Origin of the sequence: Mesorhizobium sp. Primo-A, from assembly GCF_003997175.1 — a bacterium.
GTDB classification, from domain to species: Bacteria; Pseudomonadota; Alphaproteobacteria; order Rhizobiales; family Rhizobiaceae; genus Mesorhizobium; species Mesorhizobium ciceri.
Window position 1 is genome coordinate 290,258 of the sequence record NZ_RZTG01000006.1, and the last position, 14,197, is coordinate 304,454.

Genomic DNA, 14,197 nt, shown 5'->3' on the forward strand with positions numbered 1-14,197 from the left:
CTCAGGCCGACTTGAAGCGCGCCATCAATTCGGCGCGGCCCGGATCGGTCAACGTTGCCGCCGCGCCGAATTCCAGCGGCGTCAACAGGTCGGCTGCCGGATAGAGGATCGGGTTGTCGAGCACCTCCTTGGGCAGCAGCTTGTTGACGCGCGCATCGGTCGACGGCGCACCATTGGCCAAATGCTCCTTCACCGCCACCTGCGGATTCATCAGGTAGTTGAGCAGCGCGTAACCGGCGGGCTTGTTCGGCGCGTCTTTCGGAATGGCATAGAAATCGGTCCAGATCTCGCCGCCTTCCTTGCCCAGCACATAGGCGATCTCGGGAATGTCGCGATGCAGCTGCGCGCCGTCATTCGTCCAGCACATGGTCATCCACGCGTCGCCGGCGCGCATCCCCGGCTGGTAGTCGGAGGAGACCGCGAACAGATGCGGCTTGACCTTCAGCAGCAGCTCCTCCGCCTTGGCCAGTTCGTCCTGCTTGAGCGAATTGAACGAGTAGCCGTAATATTTCAGCGCATTGCCGATCGTGGTCAGCTGGTAGTCATGCACCATGGTGCGGCTGTCGCCTTCCGCCATGGCGGTGTCCCAGAACTCCTTCCAGCTCGTCATCGGCTTGGTCAGCTTCTTGGTGTTGACGGCAAAGCCGGTGGTGCCCCAGTTCTTCGGCACGGCGTAGATCGTCCCATCGATCGTGCCCTCCGAGGTGAAGCGCGGATCCTCTTGCGAGCCGTCGAAATTCGGCAGCTTCGCCATCTCCAGCGGCTCGATGATGCCGAGCTTCTTGTAGGTCGAGATCGTGTAATTGGTCGGCACGAACAGGCTCCAGCCCGAGGCCCCGGCCTGCAGCTTGGCCAGCATCTCCTCATTGGAGCCGAACACGTTGACCTCGACGGCAACGCCGGTGTCCTTCTTGAAGTTCTCGAAGGTCGCCGGGTCGTGATAGTTCGGCCAGGTGGCGATCGACATGCGGTCGCCAAGGCTTTCGGCGGCAAAGGCTGGTGTCGGCATGATGCCGATCTCGCGCGCCATCACCGCCGTGGCAATGCCAAGGCCGGTGAGGCCGAGGAAGTCGCGGCGGCCGATCGAGCCGCGCTTCAAACGCATCAGCTGGTCGACGAAATTCTCAGGGCTTATCGGCAGTCCGTCACGATATGATTTCGACATGTTTATCTACCCTCTGGTTGGCCCCGTTGTTCTTGGTCTCCGCAAACGCCAGCGGCGTTCCGGAGGCAAAGCCGATGGCGACGGGTTCACCCGGCTTGAAGAGGTTGCCGTGACCGATCAGGTGATCGGCTTTGGCCAGCAGCGTTCCGATGCCCTTGACCTCGATCGCGTATTCCGCCGTCGAGCCCAGGAATATCCGGTTGCGGACGATGCCCTTGAATGGGCCGCTTGCCTGGGCGCCGAGACTGAGCGATTCAGGACGCAGGCTGACCGAAACGACCTCGCCCTGCTGCAAAGCGGTCCGTTTGCGCGCCGCAATGACGGTGCCGTCGGCAAGCGCCACCTCCACCAGATCGCCCGAATGCCCGGCGACAGTACCGCTCAAGAGATTGGTCTTGCCGACGAAATCGGCAACAAACAGGTCGGCCGGTTCGTCATAGATCTCGCTCGGCTGCCCGAGCTGGACGATGCGACCGCCATTCATGACGCAGACGAAATCGCTCATCGACAGCGCTTCCTCCTGGTCGTGCGTGACCAGCACGAAGGTGATGCCGATCTCGCGCTGCAGGTTCTGCAGCTCGATCTGCATGTCGGTGCGCAGCTTCTTGTCGAGCGCCGCCAGCGGCTCATCGAGCAAGAGCACCGCCGGCTTGTTGACCAGGGCGCGGGCAAGCGCCACACGCTGCTGCTGGCCGCCCGACAGTTCGTGGATCTTGCGGCGGCCATAGCCGGCGAGCCGCACCATTTCGAGCGCCTCGCCCGCCCTTGAGGCGATCTCGCGCGAAGACAGCCTTGGCCGCGCCTGGCGCAGCCCATAGGCGACATTGTCCTCGACATCGAGATGCGGAAACAGCGCGTATTGCTGGAACACCATGTTGACCGGCCGCCGGTAGGGCGGCGTGCCGGCCATGTCCTGGCCGCGAATGAACACCTGGCCTTCGCTCGGCTGTTCGAAGCCGCCGATCATGCGCAGGCAGGTGGTCTTGCCGCAGCCGGAGGGACCGAGCAGCGCGACAAAGGCGGAGGGCGGGACAGCGAGATCGATGCCGCTGACCGCGGTCACCGCGCCATAGCGCTTGGTGACGCCGCGAAATTCGATGTCGGGCACTGCGGTCAAGGCTGATGGCTCCAGCAACAGGGCAATATCGGAACGCTACCAGAGCCAATGGCGGCTAGTATATACCTCTCAGGTGGTATATCTGATCTATTTTCTCGTTTAAGGGGGTATGCATTGTCCCGCAGCGACGAATACAGCCGGCTCGCCACGCTCGTCGCGACGACGCGGGAGACCAGCGGCGATCTCTTTGGCCAGGCGCTGGTCGAGTGGCTGCGGCAGCACGTTAGATTCGACCACTGCGTGATCTTCGGCTATCGCGGCGCCTCGCGCCCGCCGCTGCTGTTCGAGACCTTCTCGCCCACCGAGAGCCATGTGTTCGTCGCGCTCTATCAGGAAGGGCCGTATCTGCTCGATCCGTTCCATCACGCTGCGGTCGAGCGCAAGGAAGGGTTCTGGCGCATGCGCGAGCTGGCGCCGGACCGTTTCTATGCCAGCGAGTATTTCCGCTCCTATTACAGCCAGACCAGGCTGGCCGAGGAGGTCGGCTTCTTCGTGCCGCTGCCGGGCAAGGATGCGCTGGTGTTGTCGCTGATGCGGCTGCGCGCTTCAGGCCCTTTCGGCACCGCCGATGCCAGATTGCTGCGCGACATGGCTCCCGCGGTGATCAGCTTCATCAGGTTGCGCTGGCCTGCTCTTCCGGCCGACGAAACGGCGGAAGCGAAGCAGGACGAGACGGCCGCTATGGTCAACGAATTCGACCGCGCCCATATCTGGCAGAGCCTGTCGCTGACGCCGCGCGAAAAGCATGTCGTCGACCTGGTGTTGCAGGGGCATTCGACGGAGTCGATCGCCCGCGCCATGCGCATCGTGCCGGGAACCGTGAAAGTCCATCGCCGCAACATCTACCGCAAGCTCAAGATCAAGTCGCAGGCCGGCCTGTTCGCGCGCTTCGTCGAGATCATCGATGCACGGATCCGGTAGGCTCTCTAACCGCCGGCTTCCCACGACCCGGTCTCGGCCATCCGCTTCAGCAACGGCGCCGGCTTGAACACATCCTTGCCCGTCCGTTGATGCCAGTATTCGAGCCGCTCGATGATCCTGGCCGGACCTTCAAGGCCAACCCAGAACATCGGTCCGCCCTTGCCGATGGGAAAGCCGTAGCCATTGACCCAGACGACATCGATGTCGGACGCACGGGCCGCTATGCCTTCCTCCAGGATCTTGGCGCCCTCGTTGATCAGGGGGTAAAGCGTGCGCTCTACGATTTCCTCCGCACTGATCGCACGCGGTGCGATACCCTTCTCGGCGGCCTTGTCGCGGATCAGCGCTTCAACCTCGGGATCCGGCACTGGCGTGCGCGCGCCAGCCTCATAGAGGTAAAAACCCCGGCCGGTCTTCTGGCCGAAACGTCCTTGTTCGCACAGCGTGTCGGCGATCACGGCTTTCTGGCCGCGTGCCTTGCGGTTGCGCCAGCCAATATCGAGACCGGCGAGATCGCCCATTTGGAACGGCCCCATCGGCCAGCCGAAATCGGTGAACACCTGGTCGATCTGGCTGGGCGTTGCGCCTTCCAGAAGAAGCGCTTCCGATTCCGAGCCCCGCGCGGCAAGCATGCGGTTGCCGACGAAGCCGTGGCAGACGCCGACCACGACGGCCACCTTGCCGATCCGCCTCGCCAGGTCGACTGATGTCGCCAGCGCATCGGGCGCGGTCTTCTCGGCGCGCACGATCTCCAAGAGCTTCATGACATTGGCCGGCGAAAAGAAATGCAGGCCGAGCACATCCTGCGGCCGCGAGGTCGAGGCAGCGATTTCGTTGATGTCGAGATAGGAGGTGTTGGTGGCCAGGATCGCGCCGGGCTTCGCCACGGCTTCGAGCTTGCCGAACACTTCCTTCTTGACCGCCATGTCCTCGAACACCGCCTCGACGATCAGGTCGCAATCGGCGAGATCGGCATAGTCGGTGGAGCCCTTGAACTGGGCGAGCCGCTCCCGCTTGGCGTCGTCGCTGAGCGAACCGCGCGTGACGGAAACCGAGTAGTTCCTGTCGATGGTCGCCAAGCCACGCTGCAATGCCTCACGGCTGGTTTCCAGCAAGGTCACGGGATATCCGCCATTGGCGAAGGCCATGGCAATGCCGCCGCCCATCGTACCGGCACCGATGACGCCGACGCGGGCGATCCTGCGCTTGACGACGTCTTTTCCTGGAAGCTTTGTCGCCTCACGTTCGGCGAAGAACAGATGGCGCTGCGCCCGCGATTGGTCGCTGGCGACCAGCTTGACGAACAGCGCACGCTCTGCCGCCAGTGCCGCATCGAACGGCAGCGTGACGGCATTGCGCACCGACTGCGCACAAGCGATCGGCGCCTCGAGGCCGCGCGCTTTCCTGGCAAGATCCGCAGCCCCGGCGTCGAACGCCGCGAGATCAGTCTGCTTGAGACCATCATTGCGATCGCGCACCGGCGTGAAGGGACCACCCTTGCGGGCGATTTCCCCAGCGAAGTTCACGGCATGCGTGGTCAGATCGCCTTCGAAGACGGCATCGACGAGACCGGCGGCGTGCGCCTCGGTCGCGCCGATCGGCGCACCTGAGACGATCATCTTCAACGCCTTCACCGCGCCGACAAGGCGCGGCAGCCGTACCGTGCCACCGCCACCCGGCAGCAGGCCGAGTTTGACTTCCGGCAGGCCGAGCTTGGCGCCGGCATCGGCAACACGGAAATGGCAGCCCAGCGCCAGCTCCAGCCCGCCGCCGAGCGCGGTGCCGTGGATGGCTGCGACCGTCGGCTTGGCGATGGTTTCCAGCGTCGCCACGATGGCGCGCAGTTCGGGCTGCTGCATCGGCTTGCCGAACTCGGTGATGTCGGCGCCGGCGACAAACGTCCGGCCGGCGCATGCAATGACTATGGCGGCAACCGACGCATCGTCGCGCAATTCGACCAGCGCCTGCATCAGCGGTTCGCGGACATGGAAGCTCAGCGCGTTGACCGGCGGATTGTCGATGGTGACGACGGCAACGTCGCCGTCGCGGCTGACCTTCACAAAATCGGACACGCAAACCTCCCAGCATTATTCAGCGGCCGTGGCCACGCGAACGGGATTTACAGCGCCATAACGTCGAAGGGAACCGGATGTCGGCCTGGCACAATGATTACAGGCCTTGAAGGTGTCTGGGACGACGAAGGCGGAGGCTACCGCAGCGCCTTCTGCCCGCCCGCCGCCGTGATCACCCCGACGATGATCAGCCCCGTCAGCAGCAACCGCACCCCGGCGCTCACCCCAAACGTGTTGAGCATGGTCAAAAGCAGCACCAGGAACAAAGCCGCGCCCCAGACGCCGGGGACATTGGCCTTGCCGCCGGCGACCGACGTGCCGCCGATGACGACGACGGCGATCGAGGCCAGCAGATATTCGTTGCCGATGTCGACATTGGCGCCGCGGAAATAGCCGGCGAGCAGCGCGCCGTCGATGCCGCCGAGCGCGCCCGACAGCGTGTAGGTGAGGAAGCGGATGCGGCCGACATTGACACCGGCCAGCCACGCCGCGCGAATGTTCTGGCCGATCGCCAGCACCGAGCGGCCATAGATCATACGCTGCAGCGCGATGGCCGCGCCGACGGTGAACAATACCGTGAGGATCGCCAGCACCGGAATGCCCAGCACCTGCCAGTTGGCAAAATCGGCGAAGCCCGGCGGCGGCTTGATCTGCAGCCCGCGGCCATAGCTGATGTCGATCGACTGGATGATGAAGCTGGCCGATAGCGTGGCGATGATCGGCGGGATGCGCAGCGCCCAGATCAGCAGGTAGTTGGCGGCGCCAATCGCCGCCCCGCAGGCAAGTGCCGCCAAAAGCCCGACCGCGATCATGGAATCGTTGCCGTCCATCACCTTCATCGCGACGGCGCTGGCAAGGCCGATATTGGCCGGCAGCGACAGGTCGACATTGCCTGGTCCCAGCGTGATGACGAACATCTGGCCGACGCCGACAATGACGGTGAATACCGCCAGCGAAAGGGCTGCCGTCACCATGCCACCCCCGCCATAACCGCCGGTGAAGGCGATCGTCGCCAGCCACACCAGCAAGGCGCCAATGAACGACCAGATCCAGGGTTTGGTAAGCAGCGATCTCACCGATGTCATCGCTCACCTCTCCTTGCGGCTGATCAGCACGCGCGCCGCCAGCACGATGATCAGGATGGCGCCGTTGGCGGCCACCTGCCAGTCCGGCGGGATGTGCATGAAGGTGAGCAGCGGCGAGGCGGCCAGCGCCAGCGTCAGCGCGCCGATCACCGCACCGATCGGCGACACCCGGCCGCCGACGAATTCGCCGCCGCCGAGGATGACGCCGGCGATCGCCAGCAGCGTGTAGCCATTGCCGATATTGGCGTCGGCCGAGGTGGTGATACCGATCAGCGCCATGCCGGACAGCACGCCGAACAGGCCGGCGAGCGCAAACAGCACAATCTTGGTTCGGAGCAGCGACCAGCCGGCGCGACCGAGCGCCGCCGGATTGCCGCCCGAGCCGCGCAAGATCACGCCGTAGGAGGTGCGCATAAGGCCGAAATGGACGATGAGGCCGATCAGCAGCGCCGCAATGATCGGGAACGGCACAAAAGGCGGCTTGAACGCCATCAGCCCGAGCAGCCAGTCCGGCGCCTTGCCGCCCGGCTTGGGCAGCACGAGAATGGCCAGCCCCTGCCAGACGAAGCTCATGCCGAGCGTCACCACGATCGACGGCAAATTGCGCAGATGGATCAGCGCCCCGAGCAGCGCATAGATGCCGATCGAGCCGAGCAGTATGGCGACGCCGATCAGCGGAGCGTCCTTCAGCCAGGTCGCGGTGACGCAGCCGACGAAACCGACGAAGGTGCCGATCGACAGGTCGAGTTCGTTGCCCGCGATGACGAACATCTGCGCGATCGTCGCCAGCGCGATCGGGATCGCCAGGTTCAGCATCAGGCTGAAGCCGAAATAGCTGATGGCGCGCGGGTTGAGCCAGGCGATGGCGATGAGCACCAACGCCAGCGACAGCGCCGGCAGCAATCCGCGCAGCAGGCGCGCGCGTGCCGCGCTGCCGCGCGCCGCGGACGCCTTGAGACCGTTTTCGAGTGTCGCCGCCGTCATCTCAGGCCGCATCGCCGAAGGAGGACTGGATGATCTTCTCTTCGGTCAACTCGTCGCGACGCAGATTGGCGACGATGCGGCCGTTCTTGAAGACATAGATGTGGTCGCAATTGTCGAGCTCTTCGGTTTCCGTGGTGTACCAGAGGAAGGTACGGCCGCGGGCAGCCTCCTCGCGCACGAGGTCGTAGACCTCCAGCTTGGTGCCGATGTCGACGCCGCGCATCGGGTCGTCCATCAGCACGATCTGTGCATCCGAGCCGAGCGCACGCGCAAACAGCGCCTTCTGCTGGTTGCCGCCCGATAGCGAGAAAATGTTGTTGTTCATATCAGGCGTACGGATGCCGATCTTCTTCTGCCAGAATGCAGCAAGCTCGGCCTCACGCTGCGGCGAGATCAGCAGCCCGCTGCGCAGCCGCGCCAGCGAGCGGATGCCGATATTCTCGGCGATTGACCATTCCGGAAAGATACCGTCCGACTGGCGGTCGCCGGCGACCAGCGCCACCGGCGCTGTCACCTCGATGCCGGCCCGGGCGCGCGTGGCGCCGCGGAAGATCGCCAGCAGCAGATCGGTCTGGCCGTGGCCCGCCAGCCCGGCAAGGCCGATGATCTCCCCAGCGCAGGCGACGAGGTCGGTGCCGTCCTTCTGCGCGGCGGGCCGCGCCCGGACCCTCAGCGGACTGGCGGCGGGCTTGGCGGCAGCGATTTGCGCCGCGATCTTCTGGCGCGCTTCCGCGCCGCCCATCGCCGTCACCAGCCGGTTACGGTCGAAGGCGGTGGCGGCGTCGGCGACAACCACCTTGCCGTCGCGCATCACCACGATGCGGTCGGCGTTGCGCAGCACCTCCCCCAGCACATGCGAGATCAGGATGCAGCTTTTGCCGCCGGCAACGAAGCGGCGCACGAAGGCCAGCAACTGGCCCGCCGTATGCGCGTCGAGCGACGATGTCGGCTCGTCGAGGATGACGAGGTCGAGACGATCCTGGGTGACGGTGAAGGCGCGCGCCACTTCGACCATCTGGCGACGGCCGATCGACAGGTCGCCGACAATGTCCGACGCCGAGATGCTATGACCCGGAAAGATCTCGTCGAGCTTGGCGGCGATCAGCTCGGCCGCCTTGCGCCGCCAGCCGAAGCCACGCAGCGAAGCGTGGTTGATGCGTGTGTTCTCGGCGACGCTGAGATTGGGGCACAGCGACAGTTCCTGAAACACGCAGCGTATGCCGAGCTGCTGCGCGCGCGACACCGAGTAGTTGTCCTCGGTGTCGCCATGCACGCCGATCTGCCCGCTGTCGGGCACCAGCGTGCCCGCCACCATGTGCATCAGCGTCGATTTGCCGGCGCCATTGTGGCCGACGAGCCCGACGCATTCGCCGGGTCCGACGTGAAAATCCACGCCACCCAGCGCGCGAACGGCGCCGAAATGCTTTTCGGCGCCGTTCAGTCTGATGATGTCAGCGTTACCCCTGGGCATGCTCAACGATACTCGCTTGGCGATACGGACGGCAACGCTTGGCCGACACTCACTTGATGTTGGCTTTGATGGCCGCGATCGCGTCTTCCTGCGTGTATTCGTGGCTGGCGACGCCGCCCTTGGGGATCTTTGGCAGCTCGGCCTCGAAATCGTCCTGCGTGAAGGCCAGATACGGCACCAGCAGGTCGTGCGGAATATCGGTGCGGCCGTCGAGCACCTGCTGCGCCACCCAGAAGGCGAGCGATGACACGCCGGGCGCGATCGATGCCGACCAGGTCTGGTAGCCGTCCTTGTCCTTCTGCTCCTTCCACCACTGCAACTCGTCCTGGCGGTTGCCCATGATGATGGTTGGGCGCGGCTTGCCGGCGGCGGCGAAGGCCTGTGCGGCGCCGTAACCGTCGCCGCCCTGATCGACGACGCCGACGATGTCGGGCAGCGACGGCAGGATGGTCGCCACCGCCTTTTGCGCCGTCGTCTGGTCCCAGTCGCCGGTCACCGAACCGACGATCTTGAACTCGGGATGGGCGGCGACGCCTTCGAGGATGCCGGCATGGATGGCATCATCGATCGAGGTGCCGGCAAGGCCGCGGATTTCAAGCAGATTGCCGCCCTTGGGCTGGAACTTGGCCATCTGCTCGACTTCCTGCTTGCCCATGTCCTTGAAGTCGACGACGACGCGGTAGGCGCAAGGCTCGGTCACGGTGCCATCGAAGGAGACGACGGTGATGCCGGCATCGCAGGCCTGCTTGATGGCGCCGTTGAGCGCATCCGGCGAGGCAGCGTTGATGACGATGGCGTCATAGCCCTGCAGGATCAGGTTCTGCACCTGCGCCGCTTGCGTCGGCACCTCCTTGTCGGCGGTGGTGAAGATGTCGGCCGCGCCGACCACCTTGTCGGCGACCGCCTTCTTGGTGACGATGCCATAGCTGTCGAGCATCGCCTGTCGCCAGGAATTGCCGGCATAATTGTTGGAAAAAGCAATCTTCTTGCCACTGGTGTCGGCCAGCGCCGTGCCCGAAGCGAGCATTGCCGCCAGAGCGCCCAGAACGAACAGTTTCTTCATGTCGTTATCCTCCCAGATGTGTTGACTGCTGTATTCCCACCGGCTTTGACCCGGCCTCACTCCCAACTCTGATTTGAGCACGGATTGTCGCGAGCTCAAAACAGTCTCAATCCCGGCACGCGCACCCTGAGCCGGTACAGCGACGTCGACGCGGCAATGTAGAGGCTTTGCAAATCGTCGTCGCCGAAGGTGAAATTCGCGCAATCTTCGGGCGTCCGGATGACGCCAAGAATGGTGCCCGACGCGTCGAAAATGTGGATGCCGCCGGGTCCGGTGCAGTAAAGATTGCCGCGGCTGTCGATCTTCATGCCGTCGGGCGCTCCCGGCCCGTCGCCCTCGGTTGCTGCCCACACCGCGCCGCCATTGAGGTCGCCATTGGCTTCGACGCCGAACACCCTGATGTGCCCGCGTTCGGTGTCGTTGATGAACAGCCGCGACTCGTCCAGCGAAAAGCACAGCCCGTTCGGCTGCCCGAAATCGTCGGCCAGCAATGTCAGCCGGGCGCCGTCGCCATCGATGCGGTAGACGCCCTGGAACGGCAGCTCCTGCGGGCGTGGCACGCCATAGAACTCCCTCCGGCCATAGCCCGGATCGGTGAAGTAGATCGATCCGCCGGTGGCAACGACGATATCGTTCGGGCTGTTGAGCTGCTTGCCCTGATGATGCGTGGCCAGCACGGTCACGCTGCCGTTGGGCTCGGCGCGGGTCACGCGGCTCGTTGCGTGCTCGCAGGTGACCAGCCGCCCCTGGCGGTCCAGCGTGTTGCCATTGGCCTTATGGCTCGGCTCGCGGAACAGCTCGATCTCGCCCTCGGCACTGCAGCGATACATCCGGCTTTCCGGAATGTCGGAGAAGACCAGCCATTTCTCATAGGGATGCCAGACCGGCCCTTCGAGGAAGCCGAAGCCGCTCGCCAGCGTTTCGATCGGCGCATCGCCGACGACATCGTCGAAACCGGAATGGCGCGCACGCGCCGGCACCGACATCATCGGCTCCCGGCGCGAACAGCCGTGCTACTCCGCATGGTGACGAATGGCATGAGCGCTTCCCGATACAGTCTTCTTGTTGGGGCAGAGCGTAGGCGCGGTCCCGACGAGCCGATACGGGTCAAAGCGCACGGGCGACTGTGCATTTGCACAGTCGCCCGTGCCTATCGAGCGTAGAATACCGGCGACGTCAGATCAGGGCCGGCGAACACTTCGCAAAAGCGCGGTCAAGGTTGCGCTCGCGCACGCCACCGCCACAAGCACGACCACGCCAGCAGCATTGGACTCCTGTTGTGTTCGAGCTGAGCCGTGCTGCACGGACAAAGGGCTGTGAACCAACCTCTTCAGATCGGACCGGCTGCCGTGGCGAACGGAATAGGCGCGCGTGAACTCGGCGCCGAGGAGGAAAATCTCCGACGAGTAGTAAACCCAGAGCAAAATCACGAGCAGTCCGCCGGCGGCGCCGTACGACGACGCAATCGCGCTGGTGCCGATATACCAGCCGATAAGCGATTTTCCCAATGTGAACAGGGCCGCGGTTCCGACAGCGCCGATTCCCACATCGCGCCATTCCAGGGTTCGATCGGGCAAAACCTTGTAAATGGCGGCAAACATCACGGCGATAAGCACAAACGAAACGACGCCGTTGATCCCGCTGAGTATGATCGTTCCGAACGGCAGATGGGCGTTGATGAAAGCGCCCAGTGCCGAAATCGCAGCGCTTGCGATGAGAGAGACCAGCAACAGGAACCCGAGTGCGGCCACCAACCCCAGACTGGCGGCCCGTGCCCTCACCAGACGCGACAGGGAATTGCCTTGCGGTTCGATCTTCCAGATTGTGTTCAACGACTGCTGCATTTCGCCGAAGACGCCAGAAGCGGCTACCAGCAAGGTGACCAGCCCTATGATCGCGGCCCAGGTGCCGTACAGCCTGCCGGATGCACTTTCCAGCGCAGTCTTGAGGAGATCGGCGCTTTCCGGTCCCATCAGCCCTGATATCTGCGCGGACAAGGCCAATTGTGCGGCATCGTGGCCGAAGACGAGACCAGCAATCGCAACCACGATCAGCAAGATCGGCGCCAGCGAGGTGGCGGCATAAAAGGCCATCGCCGCACCATGGCTGAGCGCATTGTCGTCGATGAAACCGACGACGCTTTCGCGCACCAGGTGCCATGAATCTGCAAATGAGGGTCGCACTTCGGATCCGCAGGCGTTGAGTTGGCGTTCACTAGCAATGCGCCGGACCTTCCGATGTTCCGGCTTGTGGCCGCCGCTGTTTCAGTGCTCCGCCAGCCAGGCGTCGAGCCGGTCCTGTTCGCGACGCAGTGCGTCGATGTTGATCAGGCCGCGCGCCATGGCGAGATAGATCGCCCGCGTCCGCGAGTTGAACACGGAAGCATCGCCGGTGCCGTCCTCCGCCGGCACGATGCCGAGCTTGTCGTAGCAGTGCTTGATGCGGCTCTGCGCACCACGGATCGACAGGCCGCGACGTGCCGCGATCGCCCGGTCGGTCAGGCCGAGCGCGATGTCGATCAGGCTTTCATATTCGCCGTCGGTGATGCCCTCGAACTTGTCCTGAACGCGATGCTGGATGCCGCGGATCTCGCGGTCGATGATGCAGTGGCCTTCGCGGAAAACCCCGCGCAGGGCGGACCGCATGCCTTCCTCCGTCGCCGATTTCAGCACATAGCCGTAGACAGAGCCGGGCGGGACGATGCGCGCCACGCCGCGCACATAGGCTTCGTCGGCGAAATTCGACCAGAACAGGATGTGCGTGCCGGCGCGGCGGTTCCAGATCGCCCTGGCAACTTCGATTCCCGTCGCCTTCGGCATCTGCAAATCGAGCACGACATGCAGTGGCTCGCGCTCAGTCGCCAGGTTGATGGCGTCCTCGCCGTCGCTCGCTTCGATCACCTCGACGTCACCGGGCCACAATTGCTCCACCGTCCGCCGCGCGAAGCTACGGTGCAGCCCGTCATTCTCGGCGATCATCACAAGCATCACATGGCCTCCGATACGGCGAGTTCGCCAGGCATTGTTGCAGCCGCCGCCAGTTCCCGTAATGGCTGGCGGTCGATCTCGACGACGACACGGGTGCCGCCGTTCTTGCGGCCGGCCTGGCCGATGCGCAGCCGCGCCCCGATAAGGGCTGCCCGCGTGTGCATATGGCCGATGCCGCCATACGCGGCCGGGTCAACGGCGCCGCAGCCCTGGCCGTCATCCGTCACGATCACCCGCAGCACGCTCGCGGTCGACGCCAGCAGCACGTCGATGCGGTGCGGCGCGGCATGGCGAACGGCATTGTTGATCGCTTCCTGCACGATCCGGTAGAGCGCGGTCCGCACTGGCTCCGACAGGCTGTCGGCGCCGCCGTCGCTGGTGTCGGCGATGCGCACGGCGATCGGCGGCTTGGCCCTGGCGACGCTGCGGTTGAGATGCGCCTCGACCGCATCGCGCAGGCCGAACAGTTCAAGCACGCTCGGCCGGATGTCGTCGACGATGTGGCGCAGTTCCGTCAGGCAGCCGGCGACCTCCTTCTCGAGATCGGCAAGCTGTGCTGCCCGCGCCACGCCCTGGCCGCGAAGTGCCGAGAGCTGGCGCGCGATGCGGGCGAGATCGGCAAGCGTCTGGTCGTGCAGGTCCATGGCCATGCGCCGGCGTTCGCGCTCCATGCCTTCGGTCAATTGCGAGGCGCCGACGCGCAGCAGCTCGACGCGATTTCGCGCCTCGCTCTCGGCCAGCATGGCGCGGCGCGCCTCCTCGGTCTGGATCAGCGCGAAGATGTAGGGCGCGATCAGGTCGGCGCATTGCTGCGCGACCGCGACGTCGGCAAGCGTGTAGCAGTCGACCTCGTGCCGGCTGATGTTGAGCGCGCCGATGATGCCGCCGCGCGCCCTGAGCGGCACGACGATGCGGCTGCGCAGCCTGGCGGCGAAGATCGGACCATCGATAGCGGTGGCGAAATGGAACCGCTCGTCGCTCAGCGCGTCGTCGGCGAGCAGATAGGGGACTTCGCCCCACAGCACCGAGCGGATCGGGCTGACTTCGGTCGGCAGCGGATGCTGGGCAAGCTCGCTCCAGCTGGTGTGGAAGCCGGCTTCGTAACAGGCGTGCCGGCGCCCATCATGCGACAGCACCGCCAGATCCATGTGGTCGTGCGGGATGAGCGAGCCGATCTCGATGGCTGTCGCGCGGAACGCCGTGCCGGGATCGATATGGCCGGCAAGCGCCCGCGATATCGCCAGCAGCCGGTCGATCAGGACCAGGGACACTTCCGCCATTGCTTTCACGATCCTCCCGTGCCGGGAAATAGTGGACGCATGCCGCCGCCGC

Annotated in this window: 12 protein-coding genes; 1 reads left to right on the forward strand and 11 read right to left on the reverse strand. The window is 64.7% G+C overall.

The window, feature by feature from the left end; genetic code table 11:
• Position 1 precedes the first annotated feature (1 nt).
• Together EOC83_RS13830 and EOC83_RS13835 are read right to left on the reverse strand one after the other, a co-directional pair.
• Complete coding sequence (locus EOC83_RS13830; protein ID WP_024504752.1) at positions 2–1,165, reverse strand: spermidine/putrescine ABC transporter substrate-binding protein; 1,164 nt, start codon at positions 1,163–1,165, stop codon at positions 2–4.
• Positions 1,146–2,282, reverse strand: a complete 1,137-nt coding sequence (locus tag EOC83_RS13835) for an ABC transporter ATP-binding protein (protein ID WP_013528932.1) — start codon at positions 2,280–2,282, stop codon at positions 1,146–1,148. The genes EOC83_RS13830 and EOC83_RS13835 overlap by 20 nt, the downstream gene beginning before the upstream one ends.
• 114 nt (positions 2,283–2,396) lie before the next feature.
• On the opposite strand from EOC83_RS13835, the gene EOC83_RS13840 reads away from it, so the two are divergent.
• Positions 2,397–3,203, forward strand: coding sequence for a LuxR C-terminal-related transcriptional regulator (locus EOC83_RS13840; protein ID WP_024504754.1), 807 nt, complete (start codon positions 2,397–2,399; stop codon positions 3,201–3,203).
• A 5-nt stretch (positions 3,204–3,208) separates the two neighbouring features.
• Here EOC83_RS13840 and EOC83_RS13845 read toward each other — a convergent pair whose 3' ends face one another.
• The 9 genes from EOC83_RS13845 to EOC83_RS13885 all read right to left on the reverse strand — a co-directional run bounded on the left by EOC83_RS13845 (position 3,209) and on the right by EOC83_RS13885 (position 14,145).
• Positions 3,209–5,275 (reverse strand): 3-hydroxyacyl-CoA dehydrogenase NAD-binding domain-containing protein, encoded by a 2,067-nt coding sequence (locus EOC83_RS13845; protein ID WP_063169503.1) that lies wholly within the window; start codon positions 5,273–5,275, stop codon positions 3,209–3,211.
• 137 nt (positions 5,276–5,412) lie between these two features.
• Positions 5,413–6,360, reverse strand: a complete 948-nt coding sequence (locus EOC83_RS13850) for an ABC transporter permease (RefSeq protein WP_013528929.1) — start codon at positions 6,358–6,360, stop codon at positions 5,413–5,415.
• A 3-nt stretch (positions 6,361–6,363) separates the two neighbouring features.
• Positions 6,364–7,344 (reverse strand): ABC transporter permease, encoded by a 981-nt coding sequence (locus tag EOC83_RS13855; protein ID WP_063169504.1) that lies wholly within the window; start codon positions 7,342–7,344, stop codon positions 6,364–6,366.
• Position 7,345: 1 nt separating this feature from the next.
• Positions 7,346–8,815 carry a sugar ABC transporter ATP-binding protein gene (locus tag EOC83_RS13860; protein ID WP_063169505.1) on the reverse strand — a complete coding sequence of 490 codons (1,470 nt, stop codon included), beginning with the start codon at positions 8,813–8,815 and terminating at the stop codon, positions 7,346–7,348.
• Between the two features lie 49 nt (positions 8,816–8,864).
• Positions 8,865–9,878 carry an ABC transporter substrate-binding protein gene (locus EOC83_RS13865; RefSeq protein WP_013528926.1) on the reverse strand — a complete coding sequence of 338 codons (1,014 nt, stop codon included), beginning with the start codon at positions 9,876–9,878 and terminating at the stop codon, positions 8,865–8,867.
• A gap of 95 nt (positions 9,879–9,973) precedes the next feature.
• Complete coding sequence (locus EOC83_RS13870; protein WP_063170401.1) at positions 9,974–10,864, reverse strand: SMP-30/gluconolactonase/LRE family protein; 891 nt, start codon at positions 10,862–10,864, stop codon at positions 9,974–9,976.
• Positions 10,865–11,059: 195 nt separating this feature from the next.
• Positions 11,060–12,061, reverse strand: coding sequence for a YihY/virulence factor BrkB family protein (locus EOC83_RS13875; RefSeq protein WP_063169506.1), 1,002 nt, complete (start codon positions 12,059–12,061; stop codon positions 11,060–11,062).
• A gap of 81 nt (positions 12,062–12,142) precedes the next feature.
• On the reverse strand, positions 12,143–12,865 hold the full coding sequence (locus tag EOC83_RS13880) for a response regulator transcription factor (protein ID WP_027163049.1): 723 nt from the start codon (positions 12,863–12,865) through the stop codon (positions 12,143–12,145).
• Complete coding sequence (locus tag EOC83_RS13885; RefSeq protein WP_063169507.1) at positions 12,865–14,145, reverse strand: histidine kinase; 1,281 nt, start codon at positions 14,143–14,145, stop codon at positions 12,865–12,867. The genes EOC83_RS13880 and EOC83_RS13885 overlap by 1 nt, the downstream gene beginning before the upstream one ends.
• Positions 14,146–14,197: the final 52 nt, after the last annotated feature.

Coding starts and splice junctions, on each gene's coding strand:
- EOC83_RS13830 (WP_024504752.1), bottom strand. CDS start 1,165: ATGTCGAAATCATATCGTGACGGACTGCCGATAAGCCCTGAGAATTTC.
- EOC83_RS13850 (WP_013528929.1), bottom strand. CDS start 6,360: ATGACATCGGTGAGATCGCTGCTTACCAAACCCTGGATCTGGTCGTTC.
- EOC83_RS13855 (WP_063169504.1), bottom strand. CDS start 7,344: ATGACGGCGGCGACACTCGAAAACGGTCTCAAGGCGTCCGCGGCGCGC.
- EOC83_RS13860 (WP_063169505.1), bottom strand. CDS start 8,815: ATGCCCAGGGGTAACGCTGACATCATCAGACTGAACGGCGCCGAAAAG.
- EOC83_RS13865 (WP_013528926.1), bottom strand. CDS start 9,878: ATGAAGAAACTGTTCGTTCTGGGCGCTCTGGCGGCAATGCTCGCTTCG.
- EOC83_RS13870 (WP_063170401.1), bottom strand. CDS start 10,864: ATGTCGGTGCCGGCGCGTGCGCGCCATTCCGGTTTCGACGATGTCGTC.
- EOC83_RS13880 (WP_027163049.1), bottom strand. CDS start 12,865: ATGCTTGTGATGATCGCCGAGAATGACGGGCTGCACCGTAGCTTCGCG.
- EOC83_RS13885 (WP_063169507.1), bottom strand. CDS start 14,145: ATGGCGGAAGTGTCCCTGGTCCTGATCGACCGGCTGCTGGCGATATCG.